13 protein-coding genes are annotated in these 23,017 nt (G+C 47.8%); 4 read left to right on the top strand and 9 right to left on the bottom strand.

Annotated elements, in window-relative coordinates:
• The first annotated feature begins 183 nt into the window (after positions 1–183).
• The 3 genes from Q3C19_RS03725 (at position 184) to Q3C19_RS03715 (ending at position 5,301) form a co-directional block, all read left to right on the top strand.
• Entirely contained in the window at positions 184–2,130 is a 1,947-nt protein-coding gene (locus tag Q3C19_RS03725; RefSeq protein WP_302727305.1) for a glycoside hydrolase family 97 protein, read from the top strand.
• A gap of 271 nt (positions 2,131–2,401) precedes the next feature.
• Positions 2,402–4,051 carry a glycoside hydrolase 43 family protein gene (locus Q3C19_RS03720; protein WP_302727303.1) on the top strand — a complete coding sequence of 550 codons (1,650 nt, stop codon included), beginning with the start codon at positions 2,402–2,404 and terminating at the stop codon, positions 4,049–4,051.
• A 32-nt stretch (positions 4,052–4,083) separates the two neighbouring features.
• Entirely contained in the window at positions 4,084–5,301 is a 1,218-nt protein-coding gene (locus tag Q3C19_RS03715) for a glycoside hydrolase family 88 protein (protein ID WP_071150010.1), read from the top strand.
• 138 nt (positions 5,302–5,439) lie between these two features.
• Here the strand turns inward: Q3C19_RS03715 and uxuA are convergent, their stop codons facing one another.
• From uxuA to Q3C19_RS03680, 7 genes are all read right to left on the bottom strand, one after another.
• Complete coding sequence (gene uxuA, locus Q3C19_RS03710) at positions 5,440–6,615, bottom strand: mannonate dehydratase (protein WP_287641578.1); 1,176 nt, start codon at positions 6,613–6,615, stop codon at positions 5,440–5,442.
• An 86-nt stretch (positions 6,616–6,701) separates the two neighbouring features.
• Positions 6,702–8,729, bottom strand: coding sequence for an alpha-glucuronidase (locus Q3C19_RS03705; protein WP_302727298.1), 2,028 nt, complete (start codon positions 8,727–8,729; stop codon positions 6,702–6,704).
• A 125-nt stretch (positions 8,730–8,854) separates the two neighbouring features.
• A complete protein-coding gene (locus Q3C19_RS03700; RefSeq protein WP_071150007.1) occupies positions 8,855–9,826 on the bottom strand; it encodes a glycoside hydrolase family 43 protein in 972 nt (323 codons plus the stop codon).
• Between the two features lie 19 nt (positions 9,827–9,845).
• Positions 9,846–10,952: an endo-1,4-beta-xylanase gene (locus tag Q3C19_RS03695; protein WP_302727296.1), complete on the bottom strand. Its 1,107-nt coding sequence runs from the start codon at positions 10,950–10,952 to the stop codon at positions 9,846–9,848.
• A gap of 101 nt (positions 10,953–11,053) precedes the next feature.
• Positions 11,054–12,466: an MFS transporter gene (locus tag Q3C19_RS03690; RefSeq protein WP_022163889.1), complete on the bottom strand. Its 1,413-nt coding sequence runs from the start codon at positions 12,464–12,466 to the stop codon at positions 11,054–11,056.
• 29 nt (positions 12,467–12,495) lie between these two features.
• Entirely contained in the window at positions 12,496–14,211 is a 1,716-nt protein-coding gene (locus Q3C19_RS03685) for a sialate O-acetylesterase (RefSeq protein WP_302727294.1), read from the bottom strand.
• 25 nt (positions 14,212–14,236) lie between these two features.
• A complete protein-coding gene (locus Q3C19_RS03680) occupies positions 14,237–15,952 on the bottom strand; it encodes a DUF5597 domain-containing protein (RefSeq protein WP_302727292.1) in 1,716 nt (571 codons plus the stop codon).
• Between the two features lie 679 nt (positions 15,953–16,631).
• Here Q3C19_RS03680 and Q3C19_RS03675 point away from each other — a divergent pair.
• Entirely contained in the window at positions 16,632–20,669 is a 4,038-nt protein-coding gene (locus tag Q3C19_RS03675; protein WP_302727349.1) for a two-component regulator propeller domain-containing protein, read from the top strand.
• A 463-nt stretch (positions 20,670–21,132) separates the two neighbouring features.
• On the opposite strand, the gene Q3C19_RS03670 is transcribed toward Q3C19_RS03675, so the two are convergent.
• Together Q3C19_RS03670 and Q3C19_RS03665 are read right to left on the bottom strand one after the other, a co-directional pair.
• Positions 21,133–22,344: an ABC transporter permease gene (locus Q3C19_RS03670; protein WP_302727290.1), complete on the bottom strand. Its 1,212-nt coding sequence runs from the start codon at positions 22,342–22,344 to the stop codon at positions 21,133–21,135.
• Between the two features lie 14 nt (positions 22,345–22,358).
• Positions 22,359–23,003 (bottom strand): ATP-binding cassette domain-containing protein, encoded by a 645-nt coding sequence (locus Q3C19_RS03665; protein ID WP_277120249.1) that lies wholly within the window; start codon positions 23,001–23,003, stop codon positions 22,359–22,361.
• Positions 23,004–23,017: the final 14 nt, after the last annotated feature.

The raw sequence follows: 23,017 nt of genomic DNA, 5'->3' as shown, positions 1-23,017 counted from the left end.
TAAGATTGGTTGTTTATAATGGAAGTTCATTCTATATCATTCTCTGATATTTCTTTAAGCTTGTTTGGTAATTTTTGTTTTTTCATTCGTATTTATCTATGCAGATTAAATATAAGTGAGTTTATAAGTTCGTTGTATTTTAATTTTAAAAAGCTGAATACTTGGAAAAATATACATTGAGATATGAAAAGAATAGGATTATTTCTGTGGACATTGGCTACTGCCACTGCATTATGGGCCGGTGAAGAGAAAGACTTGCAACTTGCTTCGCCCGACGGAACACATCGTATCGCTTTCTGGCAGAAGACAGTGTCGCCGGGAGTCAACGAACTGTGTTACCGGGTGGATTATAAAGGAAAAACGGTGCTCGGTGAGTCGCGTGCCGGACTCGATATGGACAACCGTGTGTGGGAAATGGCGCTTGGCGAACGTAGCCTGAAGCAACCGGACTGCTGGATGGACAATCTGGAAGTCGACTCGGTGAGTTATTTCCCTTTGGCCGACCGTACCTGGCATCCGCTTTATGGGGAACGAAGCACGGTGCGCGACTGTTACCGTTCGGCTACAATGTATCTTTCGAAGAAAGACGGATCGCAATACCGGCTGAATATCGAAGTAAGGGCTTATAACGAGGGAATTGCTTTCCGCTATTATTTTCCGGAGCATCCGAAAGCCATTTTCCACAAGGTGGTGGCCGATCTGACGGAATATACTTTTCCGGCCGGAAGCATGGCATGGGCCGAAGAGTGGGCGCAGGCACGGTTCGAACGTTTAGCCGTAGGGGATATCCGACGTCCGGTAGAAAGAGCACTGACATTGGAACTGCCCGGAGGAATATGGGCTGCCCTGACCGATGCCGATGTGGATGACTGGTGTCTGACCAAGTTTGTCGCTTCGGAAGAGAAGAGCAACACGCTTACTTCTGTCATGTACAGTCCTGTGGACATCGTGACCTACTATGCCACACCCTGGAAAGTGATTATGGCAGCCGACCGTCCGGGCGACCTGCTGGAGCATAACGACATCATACAGAATCTGAATCCTCCCTGTGCAATAGCCGATGCCGACCAGTGGGTGAAGCCGGGCAAAATTATGCGTGAAACAACTATTACGACCGAAGGAGCCATAGCCACCATCGACTTCTGTGCGGAGCACCGCATTCCCTACATGCTGTTCGACTGGAAGTGGTACATGCCCTGCACTTCGCACGATGGCGATGCTACAAAGGTAGTGCCCGAAGTCGACATGCCGCGTGTGGTGGCTTACGGCAGGGAAAAAGGTGTAGGCATCTGGCTGTACGTCAACCAGCACGCACTGATGAAACAGGCACGCGAACTTTTTCCGTTGTTGCGCGAGTGGAGCATTGTCGGTGTCAAGTCGGGCTTTGTGCAGTATGCCAGCCATCGCTGGGCCACGTGGTTGCACGACCTGGTTCGTCTGGCTGCCGAGAATCATTTGTTGATGAACATTCACGACGAGTTCCGTCCTTCGGGTTTCAGCCGTACGTATCCGAATCTGCTGACACAGGAAGGTATCTGTGGCAACGAGGAGTTTCCCGACGCTACGCACAACACCATCCTTCCTTTCACCCGCATGATAAACGGAGCGGCCGACTATACAATCTGTTACTACGACAAACGGCTGAAGAACACACATGCCCATCAGCTGGCTGCGTCGCTGATCTTTTACAGTCCTTTGCAGACGATTTTCTGGTACGACCGTCCTTCCTTCTATCAGGGCGAACCCGAGATAGAATGGTTCGAACATCTTCAGACGGTGTTCGACGACTCCAAAGTGCTTTCGGGTGAGCCGGGAAAAGGCATCGTGATGGCGCGACGTAAGGGAGAAGAATGGTTTGTAGCCGCCATGACCAACAACGAAGGTTCGCAACAGACAGTAGACCTTTCGTTTCTGGACAAAGGCAAGCCGTATCTGGCCTATATTTATACCGATGGCGGGGAAGAGGTAAAGACGCGGACACACGTGCGGTGTACTTATTTGCTGGTAGATGCCTCGCAACGTCTGCATTTCACCTTACAGCCCCGTGGCGGAGCTGCCATCCGTCTGGTGCCGGCCACAGGGGAAGAGACCGGGAAGTATAAGAAGTATCGGAAGAACATGAAACTGTAACGGAACGGACGGTTTGTTCGATGCTGGTTTTATTTGTATGCGGCGTTGAGTGTCCGGGCTTTGTTATTCGTATTATATCGTGTAAGGATGCTGAATAGAGCAGATATGAGGAGGGGCTGACTTTTAGGCACGGATTACACGGAATATACGGGGAAAGAAGAAGAATAATCCGTGAATTCCCGTGTAATCCGTTCCTAAAGGAAAGTGATTCTTTATTTTGACACATCCCCGGATGACATCAGACACAGAACAATTTTAGAGATAACAGAATATGAAAAGACTGATAATGGTACTGGCCCTGTTGGGTAGTTGGCAAATGAATGCGGAAGCACAATACGTATCGGACGTATGGGTGTCCGATCAGTCGGACGGAACGTATGTCAATCCGGTGCTTCATGCCGATTATTCTGACCCCGACGTGTGTGCGGTAGGCGATGACTTCTACATGACGGCTTCCAGCTTTCAGTGTACACCGGGTTTGCCTATTCTGCACTCCAAGGATCTGGTCAACTGGCAATTGGTCAACTATGCCCTGAAGGAGGTAGAACCGAAGGATTTTTACCGCAAACCACAGCACGGAAAAGGAGTCTGGGCGCCCTGCATCCGCTATCATAACGGCGAATTCTACATCTATTGGGGCGATCCGGACTGGGGAATCTTTATGGTGAAGACCAAAGACCCTAGGGGCGAGTGGGAGAAACCGGTACTGGTGAAAGCCGGTCGGGGAATGATTGATCCTTCGCCTTTATGGGACGAGGACGGAAAGGTGTATCTGGCTCATGCCTGGGCAGGCAGTCGGGCTGGATTCAACAGCATCATTACCATTTGCGAGATGAATGCGGAAGGTACGCAGGTAATTGGCGAACCGGTACTGGTGTTCGACGGTAACGACGGAGTGAACCATACGGTGGAAGGCGCAAAATTCTATAAAAACAATGGGTATTACTATATATTGGCTCCGGCAGGCGGAGTGGTTGAAGGCTGGCAGATAGCCTTGCGCTCGAAACATGTGTATGGTCCGTACGAATCGAAAATCGTCATGGCACAGGGAAGTACCGACATTAACGGTCCGCATCAGGGAGGCTGGGTGAAAACCCGCTCCGGTGAGTCGTGGTTCGTGCACTTTCAGGATAAAGGTGCGTACGGACGTGTTATCCATCTGAACCCGGTGGAGTGGAAAGACAATTGGCCTGTCATCGGGACAGACAAGGATGGCGATGGTTGTGGCGAGCCGGTGAAGCGGCATCGCAAGCCGGATGTAGGACGCAACTGGCCGGTACAGACTCCGGTGGAAAGTGATGAGTTCGATTCGCACAAGCTGGGACTGCAGTGGGAGTGGCATGCCAATTATCAGGATTGTTTTGGCTTTACTTCCGATCTGGGATATATTCGTATTTACTCGCACATCCTGTCGGAGCACTTCGTGAACTGTTGGGAGGTTCCCAACCTGCTGTTGCAGAAGTTTCCGGCCGAGGAGTTTACTGTCACCACAAAACTGAAGGTATCGGCCAAGGACGACGGACAGCAGTCGGGCCTGATAGTGATGGGTTGGGACTATTGCCGCATCGGTGTGGAAAAGCAGGGAGAAGCATTTGTGCTGAAGCAAACCGTCTGCAAGGATGCCGAACAAGGGACACCAGAGACGGTTGTTACCTTGGCCGAAGTACCGGTGAGCCGGAAGTTTGAGGCCGGACTGCATCCCAACTACGAGCGTGATATTTTTCTGCGTGTGCAGGTAGGCAAGGGAGCTGTATGCCGCTTCTATTACAGCCTCGACGGCAAGAAGTTTATGCAGGCAGGGGCACCGTTTACGGCCCGGCAGGGGAAATGGATCGGTGCCAAGCTAGGCCTGTTCAGCGTTACTCCTTATGGCAAGGAACGTGGCTGGGTAGACGTTGACTGGTTTCGTGTGAGTAAATGAAAGATATATAAAGATTAAAGTTTGAAAAAGGTATGAAGAATTTAGTTTTTGGGATGAGCATGGGGATGTTTCTGCTGGCGGCTTGCTCGGTTTCCGACCGTACATTCAGTGCGGACAATGAGTTGGACTATTGCAGCCGTCAGGTAGAACGTACGCTGAAAGACCTGAAGGATGAAAACGGAGTGACGGATTACACGATGATGCCCCGTAATATTCTGCAAGGTGAAACACGATGGAACTGCCGTAAGGCAACCAGCGAAGAATGGTGCAGTGGTTTCTGGCCCGGTGTGCTGTGGTACGATTATGAGTATACGCAGGACGAAAGCATCCGTCAGGAAGCCGAGAAGTTTACGGCTTCGCTGAAGTTTCTGTCCGAGAAACCGGCCTACGATCATGATCTGGGTTTTCTGGTATTTTGCAGCTATGGCAACGGCTATCGTTTGACCCGCAATCCGGAGTACAAACAGGTGATTCTGGATACAGCCGATACGTTGGCCACTTTGTTCCGCCCCAAAGCAGGCACCATACTGTCGTGGCCGCGCAATGTGCAGATGTTTGGCGGATATAACACGATTATGGACAACATGATAAATCTGGAACTGTTGTTCTGGGCATCGAAAAACGGAGGCAACCCTTACCTGGCCGACATAGCGATATCGCATGCCGACCGTACCATGAAGTATCAGTTCCGTCCGGACTATACGTCCTATCATGTGGCTGTATACGACACGCTGAGCGGTGAATTCCTGCGCGGAGTGACTCACCAGGGTTACGGAGACAACACCATGTGGGCACGTGGACAGGCATGGGCCATCTACGGTTTTACGGTGATGTATCGAGAGACGAAAGATGTTCGTTATCTGGACTTTGTGCAGAAAGTAGCCGATGTTTACCTGTCGCGCCTTCCGGAAGATGCTGTACCTTATTGGGATTTCGACGATCCGTCCATTCCCGAGGCTCCGCGTGACGCGTCGGCTGCCGCGGTGGTTGCTTCGGCTTTGTTGGAGTTGTCCACTTACTTGCCGGCCGAACGGGGAAGTGCGTACAAGGATTCTGCCGTGCGGATGCTGACCAGCCTTAGCTCGGAGAAGTATCAAAGCAGGAAGACCAATACAGCCTTTCTGCTGCATTCGACAGGGCACTGGCCTGCGAAGTCGGAGATAGATGCTTCCATTATTTATGCAGACTATTATTACATCGAGGCTTTACTGAGGCTGAAGAAACTGGAAGAGGGGAAACCGCTGTTCTGAAAGATGCCTTTCTGAGGCTTCTGGAGGGGGTGGTGAGCCACACAAGTACGGCTCGTGAACAACACAAGTACGGCTCGCGAGCCATGCAAGTGTCGCTCACGAGCCGTACAAGTGTTTTATAAAAGGGGTATCTGTACCTTATTTCCGACTGAGTTCGTCGCGGACTACAGCCATCATTCCTTCGACTTGGGCCAGGGCCAGCATACGTCCGTGGAAGGAGTATCCCGGATTGTAGCCTTTGTCTTCGTCGCCCAGCATGGTGCGTCCGTGGTCTACGCGCATGGGCAGTGCGGGGTTCTCCTGCTCGAAGATGCGGATCAGGTCGATCAGATGTCCGCGTCCTTCGAGGTGCGAGCTTTCGATGAAGTTGCCGCCCGGCATGGCTTTGGTACTGCGCAGGTGCACAAAGTGGGTACGCTTGGCAAACTTGCGGGCCAGTTCGCGGGTGTCGTTCTGTTCGCCTGCACTGAGCGAGCCGGCGCAGAAGGTCAGTCCGTTGTGCGGATTGTCCACAGCTTGCAGGAACCATTCGATGTCGGCCTCGTCCGTTACGATGCGTGGCAGACCCAGCACCTGGAAGGGAGGATCGTCGGGGTGAACGCACATGTTGACACCGTATTCATCGCACACCGGCATAACGGCTGCCAGGAAGTAGCGCATGTTCTCGCGCAGGGCATCGCGGTCGATGCCTTTGTACAAAGCCAGCAGGTTGCGGAAGATGTTCACGGGGTTCTTGTCGCCTTCCTTGATGTTGCCGTTGACGAAGCCTTGTGTCTTGACGATGATGGTATCAATCAGTTCGTCCTTTTCGGCTTCGGTAATGGTTTTGTCCAGTTCGGCCACCTTCTGCAATTCTTCGGCGGTATAGTCGGCTTCGGCTCCTTCGCGTTGCAGAATCTTGACGTCGAAGTAGGCAAAGCGGATGCGGTCGAAGTAAAGGGAAGAAGTCCCGTCGGCCCAAGGGTGTTGCAGGTCGGTGCGTATCCAGTCGATGACCGGCATGAAGTTGTAGCATACGGTCTTGATGCCGGCCTTGCCCAGATTGGCCAGACTTACTTTGTAGTTTTCAATCAGTTGTTCCCGTTCGGGACCGGCGTATTTGATAGCCTCGCATACGGGCAGGCTTTCTACCACCGACCAGCGCAGGCCGTGCGCTTCGATGTAACTTTTCAGGTCGTTGATGGCCTCCAGGGTCCAGATTTCACCGTTGGGCACATCGTGCAGAGCGGTGACAATACCTTCTACGCCAATCTGGCGCAGCATATCGAGCGTGATTTTGTCTTTCTTACCAAACCATCTCCAAGTCTTTTCCATACTATATTATATTTATTGTTTTGTGGGTTTAACGCTGCAAATATAATCACAGTTTTCTAAAGTCAGTCATCTTACGGTGGCTATCTTTATCTGTTGCGGTTCAGCAGTTCTCCCGAAGGACATTCGTAGTTGCTGATACCGAGTTGTACTTTCTCCAAGTCGTCCAACTCGTGTATGGGGCGTTCGATGTCGTAGGGTATGGGCATTTGCGAGAATTGTTGGAAGTAGAGCAGACAAGCGTCTTTCCACCAGACGGCATCGCGTGCCTGGATTTTCAGGCGCGACTGTACATCCTTGAAGCAGTCTGCATCGACGAATGCCTCGGCTTTGTCCCATGTCTTCTGGAACTCTTTGACCTGTTGCACACCGGCATCGTAGTGGCGGCACAATTCGTCCCAAAGGGTACGACCGCTCTTCATTGTGTGCCTCCAGGGTACGTGGTGGAACCACAGCAGGTATTCTTCGGGACAGGTGGCGAGGTTGTTGTAGAGACGGGCCAGCGAGTCGGGATATTGTGCTACGGCATTGCTGCCTGTCGAGCTGCGGTCGAAGCCGATGCCTTGTGCGTCGGCCTTGTGATAATAGCTCGGCAGCCAGTCGGCGCGCGCACCGGGCACCTGGCACCAGGGCTCGGGACCATAGTGGTGTCCCCAGGCAAAGAGGTGATGCAGGCCAAGCGGCATCATGTAGTCAACGACGGCTTCGCGGCTTTCGAGCATCATCTTCTTCAGGTCGGCATGAATCGGGCTGATATCCGTTACTCCTTCCTTATAAATAGTTTGCTTCAGCCATTCGTCTGCAATTTCGTCGGAACCGAGTTGCGGATTCCATGCCAGACGGCCGAAGGCGTACCAGTTGGCTTGCGCAAAGGGATATCCGCACCAGTTGGCGTCCGTACCGATGTTGCTGACTCCGGCAATGGCTTTCAGCGAAGTGGCCGGTACAAAGCGGAAGAACTCTGCCCACATGGGAGCCAGATAGGCAATGTGGTTGGAGTGTCCCAGATACTCCTGCGTAATCTGGAATTCGGCCATCAGGGGCGTATGCTCCATACTGCCGAACAGCGGGCTGTAGGGTTCGCGTGGCTGGAAATCGACCGGGCCGTTTTTGACCTGCACGATGACGTTCGGGCGGAACTGTCCGTCCAATGGCTGGAATTCGAGATAGGCCTGTTTGGCGCGGTCGGCATCCGAAGGACTGTAAACGAAAGCGCGCCACATGACGATGCCTTTATAAGGTTTCAGGGCATCGGCCAGCATGTTGGCACCTTCGGCATGCGTGCGTCCGAAGTCGCAAGGGCCGGGCTGCCCTTCGGAGTTGGCCTTCACTAAGAATCCGCCGAAGTCAGGGATCAGTTTGTAGATTTCTTTGGCTTTGTTTTTCCACCAGCGGATGACTTCTTTGTCTAAAGGATCGGCGGTGGGCAGGCTGTCGAGTACCATGGGCGAGGCAAAGTTGACGGACAGATATACCCGTATGCCATACGGGCGGAAGACGTCGGCTAGGGCTTTTACCTTTTGCAGGTATTCAGCAGACAATATTTGTGGAGATGCGTTTACGTTGTTGAGCACTGTGCCGTTGATGCCGATGGAGGCATTGGCGCGTGCATAGGCTTCATAGCGGTCGGAAAGTGTGTTGGGCAGTTCGTCCCAGTTCCAAAGGGATTTGCCGGCATATCCGCGTTCGATGGTGCGGTCCAGATTGTCCCAATGGTTGAGGATGCGGAGCTGATAGACAGGGTTTTCGATGATTTCGTTGTCTGTTTTCAGGTCGTTGCTCTGAAGGGCCTGCAATCGGAGCAGATGATAGGCTCCGTACAGTAGGCCGGTTTCGCCGGGCGAAGTAATGGTCAGTCCGTCCGAAGTGTGCCGGATGCGGAATCCGTCCTTGTCCAACTGCTTGTCTTTTTTCAGCTCAAGGGTTACAGGGGCTCCTTGCCATGCCTGTTGCAGTTCCCGGATAGCAAGGTCGATGGTAGGCGATTGCTTGTTGGCTGTGACTTGTGCATGCGCATTCTGTGGTTGCCGGAGCCACAGACGGCTTCCGTCTTCGGCCTGCAAGATCGAGAATGAGGACAACAGGAGACCTATAAGAAGATAGATTTTATGTTTCATGCTTTTGTATCATTAAGGATTGGTTTACCAAACAGAGAGTGCATAGCTTCTTTCGGTCACAGGCAGTTTTCCGGATGGCCGGCTGAAGTTATGCACTCTTATATATTACTGACAGGGACGTCTGCTTATTCGCCTCCTCCGTCGATGGTCAGGATGCGGCCGTTTTCGTCGTACTCCAGTTCGCACACTTTCAGGCTGCGGAGCCATGACTTTCCGCCTGAGGGCACACTGTCGTGATGGAACAGATACCACTTACCTTTGTATTCTACGATGGAGTGGTGGGTTGTCCAACCAACAACAGGCGTCAGGATAACTCCCTGGTAGGTAAAGGGACCGTAAGGATTGTCACCAATGGCATAGCACAGCATGTGAGTATCGCCTGTAGAGTAAGAGAAGTAGTATTTGCCATTGTACTTGTGCATCCAGCTGGCTTCGAAGAAGCGGTGCGGGTCGTTGGCTTTCAGCGGCTCGCCGTTTTCGTCTACTACCAGTACCGGACGTGGTTCTTCGGCAAATTGAAGCATGTCTTTGCTCAGCTTAACCACGCGGCTTGGCAATGCAGGCTGGTCGCCTTCGGGCAGTTCGGGGATTTCCAAGGCTTTGTTGTCCTTGTAGCGTTGGAGTTGTCCGCCCCAGATGCCGCCGAAATACATGTAGTAATCTTCCCCTTCTTTCAGTACGGCAATGTCGATACTGTAGCTGCCGCGGATAGGATCGGGCTGGGGAATGAACGGACCTTCGGGACGGTCGCCGATGGCTACACCGATACGGAAGATATCGGTCTTGTCCTTCAGCGGGAAGTACAGGTAATACTTGCCGTCTTTTTCGGCCACATCGCTGTCCCACAGCTGGCGGCCAGCCCAAGGAATGTCGGCAATGTCGAGTGCCTTGCCATGGTCGATAACTTCGCCGTGCATGGGATCGTCGGTCGAAAGTACGTGGCTGTCCTTCATTACATATTGGTCGCCGTTGTCGTTTTCAACATTGGCGCATTCCCAATCGTGCGAAGGGTAAATGTAGATACGGTCGTTGAATACATGTACCGATGGGTCGGCCATGTAGTCGGCCGGGAATAAGTATCTTTTTTCTTTTTCCATAATGCGTTGTTTTTAAAGGTTATTTTGGTTGGTTTTCAGTTGTCTTGTTTTCGTTTATCAGTTCTTTCAGGAATGGTTTCATCTCGTAGTTGCGGTCGAACAGCAGGGGATATTCCTTGCGTCCGCGTACCGGGAAATTGTTTTTCCAGGAATCACCATCGCTTACTCCCCAGGCAGTTACACGCTCTACGATGTCGGCATGTTTCAGGAAGAGGTTGAAGAATGCTTTCATGCGTGCGTTCCATACGGCGGATACCGAGTCGGGCAGAGCTTCAGGATAAGGGTTCATCGCTTTTCGGAAAGTAACTGTATCCGAGATATTGGCACTCCGTTTTACAGTAGGCAGGGCACTCATGTCCCATTCTGTAATCATTACCTTTACGCCGGTTTCTGCAAAGGCGAGCATACTTGCTTCGAAATCTTCTATGGTAGGATAGTCCATTCCCATGTGTCCCTGCATACCTACAGCATCAATGCGAAGACCTTTTGCTTTCAGCGAATTTACCAGTTTGACTACAGCATCACGTCGTTCGGGAACGTTCATTCCGTAATCGTTGTAATATAACTCAGCATCGGGGTCAGCTTCGTGGGCATATTGGAAAGCGAGGGGAATGTATTCTTCGCCCAATATTTCATAGAATTTGGTTTTACGATAGGAGCCATCTTCTTCAATGGCTTCATTAACGACGTCCCATCCTTTGATTTTTCCTTTGTATCGGGTAACAATAGTAGTAATGTGATCTTTCATCCGTTGCTTCAGCACCTCGGCCGATACGTTGTTTCCTTTCTGATCGACACAGAACCAGGGTGCAAGCTGCGAATGCCAGATGAGGCAGTGTCCGATGATGGCCATGTTATTCTCTTGTCCGAATTTTACAAACTGGTCAGCTTGCTCGAAGTTGTAACGGTCTTCTTCGGGATGGATATTGGCACTCTTCATGCAGTCTTCTGCCACAATCGAATTGAAGTGCTTTTTGATGATTTTCACTGAGGCTGTATCTACTTCTGACGACTGGCGGACGTTGACAGCTACGCCTACCAGAAAATTATCGCCAAAAACATCTTTCAAAGCAGGCTCTTCCGTAATAGTTGCCTGTTTCCCATTGCCGCAGGAAACTACTAGCATAGATGCAAACAATGTTAAAATAACATGCGTAATTTTCATGATACGATAAAATTATAATTAGTTAAATTGGTGAGTACCTTTCTCTTGTTTACTAGGCTGTTTTATTTATGACGCAATTCGATTTCTTTATTTATTTCATCGATCTTCTCGTCGCTCAGCTCGTACTTGGAAATGATGAACATAGCCAGAGCCAACAGAATAGCAGGAATAACGGCTACCAGCCAAAGGATGCCTTGTTCTGCAAAAGGAGATTGGCTGACAGCATTTTCCTGATCGAAACCTACATATGCCAATACCAGTCCGGGCACTACACCTCCCAATGCCATACCGGCCTTGTAGAAGATTCCGGTCAGGGCGTTGACAATGCCTGATATACGTTTGCCGGTAGTATATTCTCCATATGAGATTACTTCGGGTACAAGCGCCCACATGTATCCGGTAGCTACGATAACACCTGTTGACTTGATGAACTGTGCTACATAAACCAGCCAGATTTGAGTTTTCAGCGATGGAGTCATCGATATCACATAAAGCATGGCCATACCGATAATGGCGACGGATAAGAATACATTGAACATGGCACGCTTTCCGATTTTCCGTTTAATCCAGGGAACCAGTGGCATGAAAATGAAAGCCGGAATAGAACCTAATGCCATGAAATTGGCCATCTGGTCACTGGTACCTTTTACATTATAAATCATGTAATAGGATCCTGCTGAGTTGCCTACCGCCATCATGGCAAATGCTGTGATGAAGAAGAATGCCAGTACACGCAGAGGCTTGTTGCGTTTGAACTCGACCCAGAGGTCGGATACCTTTACGTTTTCGGTTTCTTTGGCATCCATAACGACACGCTCGCGGCATTGTGTGAAGCAGAATATGAGCAGAGCCAGTCCGACTATGCCATAAATGGTCATTGTGATGAACCAGGCATGGGCACTGGTTGTAGTATTGGTCATTCCGTCTGGTGAAATGGCTGCTACAATTTTGGGAATACCATAAGCTACCGCCAGTCCGCCAGTGTTGGCCAGGAACATACGCACACTGGTCAATGTCGTGATTTCGTCGGTGTCGCGAGTCAGCGATGCGTTGAGGGCACCATAAGGTACATTGATTAATGTATAAAGCATGGACAGTCCTACATAGGTAATGTAAGCATAAACCAAAGAGCCGGAGAAACCGTTCCAAAAGCAAAGAATGGCAAAGCCTGTGAGGGGAATACCTGCCAATACCAGATAAGAACGGTATTTACCCAGCGGGGGATTGTGCTTGTCGACAAAAGCACCTACCAGAGGGTCCCATAAAACATCGACTACGCGAACTATCAGGAACATAAAAGCTGCCACTTCGGGTTTCAAACCGTATACGTTGGTATAAAATATCAGCAAGTACATGCAGACTGTCTGATAGATAAGGTTTTGGGCTAGGTCTCCCGAGCCGAATCCTATGCGTTGAAGCCAGGAAAGTTTGTAGAATCCTTTTGATTCTTCGTTTGTTTTTGCAATAGATTCCATAGATATTTATTTTTTAGTATTTGCACTGTTTATTTTTTGTCGTCGGTTTGTTTTAAGGCTGCATCTGCCACACGCTCACCCAATGTTTTCTTGTTTAATGGGTGGATATCATTCCATTCGCCTAAATCGCTGTTTTTGATGAGAGTTGTATGAGTGTTCTGTTTGGCAGCCTTGGCTTGTTCCTGTCTCATCTCGGCCCAGGCTTTGCGTCCGTCAATATCGTCTTTGGAAAGGAAGTCTGCCAATTCGACGATATAGAACGGCAGGTCCTGGCGGTTGAAAGTGCGTCGCCAGTCTGCTATCATGGCTGTCAGCAAAGATGCATATTCGTTACGCCGTGATACGTTCGATTCTCCCTGATACCATATTACTCCGTTGAAAGTATAGTTTTTTAAGGGGGCTATCATGGCGTTGTACAGGCAAACTGGCTTGTAGCAGAAGAACATCATGCTTGGTGCATTGGGCATGGGAGCACCAAGACGGTATTTCCATGTACCTTCCAGGCTGATTTCTTCGTTTTGTCCTTCTGAGGGAATAATGATCTTGTATGGCTTTTCCGGAACAAAGCTCGGTTGTCCGCCGTTGCTGATGAGGCGGACGGTAACATTGTTCTTGCCGGCTTTCAGTAATCCGGCAGGTATTTTGTATATACGTGGCGGATATTGATAACCTGTTGTTCCGACAAACTGTCCATTGACATAGACCGAATCGGCATCAACAATACAGCCTAAACGCAGGATAGCTTCCTTGCCGCTATAATTTTGTGGTATATCAACGTCTTTGCGTAACCAATGTGAGCCGCCTATGGGATTTAGTCCGTTGTTGCCCCAGTCGGCAGAAAACATGTCGACGTTTTTCCAATGGCTGTCGTCGTAATCGGTGGCATACCATGGAGTAGATTCGTGCAAACCGGCATCACCCAAATAAAGCGACCGATTCCAACGGCTGAAGTTTTCACTTTCTACCTTTTTTATATGTGCACAGAAAGCGTCGTCTTCGTATTGACGTTTATCGTTAATGTACAGTGGAAATTCTTTCAGACCTTCTTCACTGATCCATGCTTCAACAGGAGTGCCGCCCCAGCTTGAATTGACAAGTCCTACCGGAATGCCATTCTTCTCGTAGGATGCTTTGGCAAAGAAGTAGGCCAAGGCAGAGAATTGCATCACATTCTGTTGATTCAGTGCTTTCCAGCTTGTTTGAGGTGTGTCTTCCTGCGGTGCATGGAAATTGTATACTTTGGGAATGATGATGTGGCGAATCTTATCGTTGTTGTAAGATGCAATTTCTTCGGCAAACATATCGGTAACCCGACTGACAGGTAATTCCATATTGGATTGCCCGGAGCAAAGCCATACATCACCTATCAGAATGTCTTTGATTTCGATGTCGTTTACTGACATGAGATAGGGGCCTCCTGCTTTCATGGGAGGAAGTGTAATGCTCCATTTTCCGGAATTGTCGGCTGTTGCAGTAAATGTGTCTTTTAGTTTACCACCTTTTGTTATAGAAGGAAGGGCTATTTTTACGTTGTCAGCCGATTTTCCTTTTAAGAATCTGACTGTGACGGTTTCGCCCGCATCGGCAGTTCCCCATACTTTGACGGTTTGTTCGCGTTGCAACACCATACCGTCGGAAATAAGAGCAGGCAACTTCACCTTTGCTTCTGCCATTGAGGCAGAGCAAAGGCAAAGTAACACTGCAACTCCTAACCTAAACTTAATATAAACTTTATTTTTATGCATGTTTCTTATATATTTTACTTGTTTGTTATTCGTATTCGTATAATTTTACATGTAATATTTTGAAGTCCCCAACACTAATACGGACATGACGACCTTGGTGGGTCTGATCGCCGTTTAAGCGGCGAATATACCCGAAACTACCGTCAGGATTGATTTGGATTTCATCAACGGAACCGAGTCCACAGCGTTTTCCTTGGAACTTCTTTGATTCAGTGTAGCTGTGTTGCTCGTTTTCACCTTTTAGTTTGAAGCCATCTTCGCCTAACAGTTCTTTGGCGTTTCCGGATGCCTTTTCTGTACTTTTAGCAAATTCTACAACGATTCCACTGCCGGCTACAATATATTCTTTGCTACTTAATTTGAATATGATGCCTCCACCTTCGGGCCATTTGCTTCCATCGGTAGCTCTCGGATCCCACGGCAGGGTGAAATAGTGACGACATGTAATGACCAGATCGTTATTGTGCAGAATACGTTCTTTATTTTCCTGGTCAAACAGCAGTCCTTTCATGACTCCTTTTCCTTGGTATTGGGTGAGTAAGGGCATCATTTCCTTTAATTTGCCATAGCTTTGTACTAAAGGAGCCTGCTGTGAGTCACTTCCATCCTCGATGGAGAAGGGGCTGAAGCCTATGGCATCGTGTTCGCCAAATACATAGAATGCTCTTACACCATCATCGTCTGCCAGTCGGATTTCTGGAATGAAAAGTGGATTGTTGTGCAGATGGTATTGGGCAACCCAATCCTTGAATCCATTATCGTAAAGGTCAGGGGCAAGAATGTCAATAGATGGTGCACCGCAGTGCCATATATCAATAAGGTGTGCCAGCGGACCGGCTGAAGGATATTCTCCCGGTTGGCGGCCACGACTGTTCATCGCTGCATTGACATATAAAGGTACGTTGTATATGGAACGTGCTGTTTGGGCCAGTTCTTCTACATAGTTGGCATAGTGCCATGCCATAAAGATTTCGTCCGTATAGATATCTGAACCAAAAACTGCTTGCCAATTACCTTGTCGGGGACAGCCTTGTGCTTCCCATTTTTTCAGCATCTGCGGATGAAGCTTTTTCTTGTTCTTTTGCAGGTAATTCATTAATTTCTCTGGAACCGGTGCCTGGAAAGCTTGATTAGCAGCTTGGGAATAGTCGCGTGCGCTCTCAAGCATACCTATTTCATTTTCAATTTGAATCATGATGACTGTTCCATGTGTTTTATCCACATCGGCTATGTGTTTCATCCATTCAGTGAAAGCCCGGTTGTCTGCCTGACGGACATTGTCGGAAAAGGCACTTGCTATTTCTAACGGCTTACCGTTTTGAGTAATGGCTCGCGGATATTTATTATAGTTTGTCTTGAACCATAGTGGTGTGTAGCAGCTCATGGAGTTTTTCCATGCTCCAAACCACAGGAATATTATTTTCAGATTGTTTGCCCGAGCCTGTTCGATGGCCTTATCGGTCAGGGTAAAATCATATTGTCCTTCTACGGGTTCTATTAAATCCCAGTAGGCAGGAACAAGTACAGTATTTAATCCCATCCGTTGGAGTTTCGGAAAGATACGCTCAATGTCTTGTGTACAGGCTGCTGAAGAATTACCCAGTTCACCTCCTAATATAAGGAAAGGTTTTCCCTCGACAAGGAGTTGAGTGAATGTATCTTCCCTGTGTAAAGAACTTTTCTGCGCGGATAAGGTTGCCGACAACAGAATGAAAAGGAGGAGTAGGGTTGTCTTTTTCATGGTGATACAGGTATCAATTTTAATGTTATCTCTGTTTACAAAGATACGAATCAGCTTTGTATTTCATTTCAAATAATGTATCATAAACATTCCTATAGGTAACATACACTTTATTCTACGTTACATTTTCTTGTATATAGAGTACATTCGGCTTAAAAGTCGTGTTTTATATAGGATGTTACCATTGCTATAGTTATTGTATTCGAAGTGTATATCAATATTAGAAAAATATGCTTGTTGAAGCAGGTAAAATAGTGGGCTGATGTAGCTATTTTTCTTTTTAGGGGCTTTTATCCTGGCCTGTTTTTTATTATGGATGAATTTATTACCTTTTTAGTAAGTGAAATATGGCAGGATTATCTAATTTTAGGCTACTATCTGGGTATCTTATTAGGCTAATGATATGCTATTTTTGAGTATATGTGTTTGTCGTTTGCGTTGATTTCAGATCCATTTTGTGCTTGTCTTTTGTGGAAAAGTTATAATTTTGGTGGATAAACTTTAGTCTACGTTACATAATCTTTCTTCCATGTAACATTTGTGTTTTTTAATGTTTCAATATTGGTGAAATGCATTATCTTTGAACGATTTTTATAGATATCACAAACCTTATACCATGAACCAATATATTCGTATTATTCTCTTTGTAATATTCTTTTGCACTCCTTTTGTGCCTGGAATGGCACAAACCGGTCGTTTTTATTCTATGGAAAGCGGATTGTCCAGCAGCCTGGTGAATAAGCTTCTGCAAGACAGCCGTGGTTTTGTATGGATTGCAACAGAATACGGTTTAAACCGTTTTGATGGTATACGCTTTACCAATTACAAGCACATTCCCGGTGATTCTACTTCTATTAAAAATAACTATGTGCATACGTTGTTTGAAGACAGTCGGAAAAATCTGTTTGTAGGCTGTATTGATGGGTTGATGAAGTATGATCGTGACACTGATACATTCATCGAAATACCCATGATGCGTGGTGGTCGCAGAGTATATCCGCACGTGACTCAAATGCGTGAATTGCGCAATGGCGAAATCTGGATTACTACAACCGGTCAAGGTATGTTTCGCTTAGATATTCAGGGAGATAAGGCTCTGTCTTTGGATAATATATTGCATCAGGCCAATTACAACTATCAGCAGAACTTTTATGAGGATTCCAACAGTAATATATGGATTGGTACTGAAGGAAATGGTTTAATTTGCTATTTACCGGCAACAAGAGAAATACGTATTTTTAAATATCCGGAAATAAATGATAATAATATTTCGGCTATCATAGAGGACAACCAGGGCAACTTGTTTGTCGGAACGCCTAAAAAGGGCCTTTCGCGCTATGATAAGGAATCCAACCGGTTTGTGTCTGTCCCTTGTGAAGGTTCTCCGTCTATATCAGTATATTGTCTGCTGATGGTATCCGGCAAGTTGCTGGTAGGTACCGATGGGCAGGGAATAAAGGCGTATAATCCGGCTCTTGAGGCTTTGGAAGATTATAGTATAAATTCTGCTCCGATGGACTTCTCCAAAGGCAAGGTTCATGCCATGATGGAAGATAAGGACAAGAATTTATGGTTGGGATTATTTCAGAAAGGAATTATGCTGATACCGAAGCAGGAAAATCCTTTTGAATATTATGGCAGCAAATCTATTTATTATAACCCTATAGGCGAAGGATGTGTGATGTCTGTTTTTCAGGACAGTGATTATCATTTATGGGTAGGAGCGGACAATGAAGGCTTGTTTGAACTGGGGATAGACGGGAAACGTATACGGCATTATCAGCCGGATGGTTCTTCGAGTTCTGTTGCCAGTACGGTGATGTGTATGTACGAAGATTCGAACGGAGATTTTTGGGTTGGATCGTATACACGTGGCTTGGCCAGAATGGATAGGAAAACAGGGAAGTGTGACTATCTGCCGCAGATCGGTAATAAAAAGGTGTTGTCGATAGCGGAAGATGGACGGAAAAACCTGTATATCGCAACCTTGGGTTCGGGCTTTTACCGATATAATCTGCAGACGAAAGAGTTGAAGCATTACGAATCGTCCAAGGACGAAGCGGGCGATTTGAATCGGAATGAGTTGGCTAACGATTGGGTAAACTATTTATTCTGTGATAAAGATGGGATTGTATGGCTGGCGCATTATAAAGGAATCAGTTGCTTTAATCCCCAGACTGGCAGTTTCCTGAACTATAGGCAATCCAATACACTGATAACCGACTGCGTAGGTTATGCCTTGCTGGAAGATAGCAATGGTTATATCTGGGCAGGAACGACTGGTGGTCTGTTCCGTTTTAATAAGAAAACAGAGGAGATCGAGAAATTTACCGTCAAGGATGGTTTGTCTAATGATGTTATTTGCGGATTGTGCGAAGACGGACAACACAATATCTGGATTAGTACGTACAATGGCATCAGTAAGTTTGATGTTGTAGAGAAACGTTTCATAAACTATTACGCGGGCGATGGAATACAAGGCAATGAATTCACGCACGGAGCTTTTTATCGTGCTCCGTCGGGAAAGATTTTCTTTGGTGGTGTGAATGGTATTACAGCTTTCTTGCCGGACGCCATCAGTAGTGAGTCCAAGACAGCAGAGGTCTGCATCACTGACTTCTTTATATTCAATCAGCCTGTACGCAAAAATACCGAATCGGGTGGTCGACCGGTTATTCAGGGGAGTGTTCAGGATGCGAAACGCTTTCAGTTGGCTTATGATGACAATACGTTTAGTATTGTCTTTTCCACTCTGCAATATAATAATCCGGAACAGATAACTTACCAGTATAAGATTGAGGAACTGGGATCGAAGTGGCTGTCGACCGAACCGGGGGTAAATCTGGTGACTTATAACAACTTGCCTCCCGGCAAATATACTTTCTCGGTGCGTGCTTTGAATCATGGAAGTCTTTCGGAAATACGTAATATCGAAATTCTGATTACTCCTCCTTGGTATGCGACTTGGTGGGCTTATTTCATTTATTGCATTCTGTTGGGACTGCTAGTCTATGGTGTTGTAAACCATATCCGTTCGCGGATGCGGCATCGCCGTGAGCTTATGAAGCGTGAACATGCCGAACAGCTGAACGAAGCCAAACTGCAGTTCTTTATCAACATCTCTCACGAAATACGTACACCGATGATGCTGATCATCAATCCGCTGGAGAAGTTGCTTGCCGATAAGAAAGATGCGGAACTGCATAAGACTTACCTGATGATTTATCGTAATGCCCAGCGCATTTTGCGCCTGATCAATCAGTTGATGGATATTCGTAAGCTGGATAAGGGGCAGATGTTCCTGAAGTTCCGCGAGACGGATATGGTGGGCTTTATCGACGATGTAATGATGACATTCGATTATCTGGCGCGAAAGAAGAAGATACACTTCACGTTCGAGCATGATATGCCTGAACTGAAAGTCTGGATTGACTTGAATAACTTTGATAAGATTCTGATGAATATCCTTTCCAATGCCTTTAAGTATACGCCGGAAGAAGGGGAGGTGCTGGTTCGGCTGTCTACCGGCAAGGACGCTACCCGTAGGGATGCTTTGAGGGAGTATTTTGAGATAACCGTTTCGGATAGTGGCATCGGCATCGACAAGAATAAGATTGAACGTATATTCGAACGCTTCTACCAGATAGACAACGATGTAACCAAGTCTAACTTTGGTACGGGAATCGGTCTGCACCTGTCCCGTTCGTTGGTATTGCTGCATCATGGCGAGATTTTTGCCGAAAATCGGGAAGACACTTCGGGTAGTCGTTTTGTTATCCGTATTCCGATGGGAGCGGCGCACCTGCGTAGCGATGAACTGGAAGCTGGCGAAAGCAGTATGAAGATAGAGCCGGTTCCGCTGAAGCCTCGTGTACATCCGGAAGTACTGAGCGAAGTTCCGGAAGATCTGCAGGCGGAAGAGGAAAAGAACGTTAAAGCCAAGACCAACCAGAAAGTGCTGATTGTAGAAGACGAAGAGGAGATACGCACTTATCTGAAGAATGAGTTGGCCGATGAATACCGGATACAGACTTGCGTGAATGGCAAGGAAGCCTACGAACTGATGCTGACCGATATGCCCGATCTGATAATCAGTGATGTAATGATGCCTGAAATGGACGGACTTACGTTGTGTCGCAAAATCAAGCAAAATACCAATATCAATCACATTCCGGTAGTGTTGCTGACGGCAAAGTCGAAGCCCGAAGATTGTCTGGAAGGCATGGACATTGGAGCCGATGCCTATGTCGTGAAGCCGTTTAATACGGAATTACTGAAAGGAACGATTGCCAACTTACTGCACAATCGTCGGATGCTGAAGAATAAGTTTAGCGGTACGCAGCAGCAGGAAGACAAGATAGACAAACTGGAAATGCAGTCGGGCGATGAGAAACTGATGGAGAAAATCATGAAAGTGGTGAACGAACATCTGGCCGATCCCGACCTGAATGCAGAATTGCTGGCTACAGAAGTCGGACTGAGCAGAGTGCACATTCATCGGAAGCTGAAGGAACTGACAAATCTTTCAGCTCGCGACTTCATTAAGAATATTCGTCTGCAACAGGCAGCCAAGCTGCTGGCCGAGAATAAAAAGCTGACTATTTCCGAGATAGCTTATGCTACGGGTTATACCAGTTTGTCTCATTTCTCCAACTCGTTCAAAGAACGGTATGGCTTGTCTCCTAAAGACTACATCATTAAACATCAAAAAGATTGAGATGAAAGGTTTACGGAACCATACACAGCGGTGAAGGCTTCGTGAACCTTTTATCTTTTAATGTATTTTCGCCTTCCATCCATTCTTTTCTCATCAGATTCCGATGCTGTCTGAGGCGGCAGTATATGTCGTGGCAGATAGGGTGTAATGTGGCAGTGCTTAACAAGCAATGTCAGAGGACGTAACAATCAATGTTAGAGAGCGTAAGAAGCAATGTGCCGAACAGTGCAAATATGGTTCGTGAGCCGTGCAAGTGTTGTTCACGAGCCGTGCAAGTGTCGCTCGTGAGCCGTGCAAGTGCCGCTCGTGAGCCGTACAAGTGTTGTTCACGAGCCGTACAGACGTCGTTCAGAGCAGGGCTTTTTATCGGATAGAAGAAGGCACGGACTACAGGGGAATGATGTTGCGAAAGGGATAATTCCATTGCAAAATGTCCTGTGGTCCGTGCCCGAAAAGTTTGAAATTATTTGGATGCACCGTTCTTCCAGATGTCGTTCACCTTTTTCCGTATGCTTAGGATGTTGACCAGCGAAACAAAGACAAACAGCAGGCTTCCCGTCAGTATGCAAGGCCATAAAGAGCCTGTTTCCAGTTGCGGGAACAGATTCTGAAGGGTATCTGTGTAATAACTGCGAATCCACATCACCCCGCCTGCTGACAGTAGAAGTACAATCAGATTCAGACCGATGGTCAGCAAGTCGTACGGCAGGGCTACTTTCGTGGGACTGTAGCCAATGAGCAGCAGGTTCTCCAGTTTTACGGTATTCTTCTGTAATAGCAGGAATATGCTCAGCATCAGGATGTAGAACGACAGAAGACTGATAAACAGTCCTATACTGATAACAATGCCAGTGATAAGCCGTAAGAAGTAGGTCGTCTTTCCGGCATCCAGGTTATTGCCTTCGGTCTCGTAATTCTTTTGCTGGAAGTAGTCGGCGATGGCTGTGTCGGTTGGGTTGTTCACTTCGACAATCAGCCGTGACGGCTGTGCTTCCTGGTCGGGAGCAAAAGTCTGGTTGGCCCAGTTCATGAACGATTGCGGAACCAGTATCGTATTCAGACGGTTGGAGAAACCTACGATATTACCTTTATACTGTTCTACGCGTCCGTTGCCGCGCAGAATGATGTCCATCCGAATCAGGCTCATCACACCTTCCGACAGCTTGGGCAGGCTGCGACTTTGGGCAAAACCGAAGTTGTAGAGGTTGAGGTAGTTGCGCGGGATGATGATGGGGATGGTGCGGCTGTTTTCATCGAAGTGCCATTTGTCTAGGTTGACGTCTACATATTCGTCGGGTACCGACTCGAAGAACATTTCGGTAGACAGGTGGATGCCTGCTTCCTGCATACCCAGCCCGGCTGATACTTTAAAGAGCGAAGGGGTAAAAGCCCCGATGCTACGGGTGAACGGCTGCTGTTGCAGTTCCTTGATTTCTTCTTTGGTAAAGGTATTGCTGCGCCCGGCAAAGCTTCCGAGGGTGCTGATTTTTTTGGTGGCGATGATATACTCTTTCTTCATGAAGCTGTCTCCTTGGGTGAACAGCGGCAATACATCGCGATAGAACTGTATGCTTAGCAGGACGATTGTCATGCCAAACAGATTGGCCAGGAAGAAGCCGGCCAGTTGTCCCACGCTGATGTGTTGACGAAGAAGTCGCCAGACGAGTTTGTTCATTGTTTCTTTCAGAGTTAAAGTTTGAATACTTCGTTGTAGTCCAGTGGCAGGTGTTTGCCTATTGATGTCACGATGATACCGGCTTGTTGCCGTTCGGCTTCCTCTGTCAACAGCCGGCTCATGATGATGCCGTTTTCGTCGTCAAGGTGGCTGACGGGTTCGTCCAGAAAGATGAAGTCGAAAGGTTGGCAAAGACTGCGGATAAAAGCTACCCGTTGCTGCTGTCCGAAAGACAGTTTGCCGGCTTGTACGTCGATTTTGTCGGCAATCCCCAGTGTTTCAAAAAGGGCCACGATGTCCTTTCTCTTTTTATGGTGGGTCAGCTGGTTCTTTAGCAGAACATTTTCGAGTGCCGTCAGTTCGGGGAAGATGCGCAGTTCTTGAAACAGAATGCTGAGTGAGTGTCGCCGGATGTTTCCCCATTCGCTTACGGAGAGCGAACGTATGTTGCGTTCATCGAAGTTGATGATGCCCTGATAGTCGCGCCGGTATCCGTAGATGTAACTGCAAAGCGAAGATTTGCCTGTGCCCGAAGCGGCCTCAATCAGGTAACGCTTCCCTTTGCAGAATGTGATGTCGTGATGCCATATGTCAGAGGTAATGGCATCACGGTCGGCAAACACTTGTGGAAGTGTTTGCCGCAGGTGAATATTGTTCATTGTTTAATTAGACT

It is taken from the genome of Bacteroides sp. ET489 (assembly GCF_030518095.1).
In the GTDB taxonomy this organism is placed as follows: domain Bacteria; phylum Bacteroidota; class Bacteroidia; order Bacteroidales; family Bacteroidaceae; genus Bacteroides; species Bacteroides ndongoniae.
This window is presented reverse-complemented; position numbering and strand designations above follow the sequence as displayed.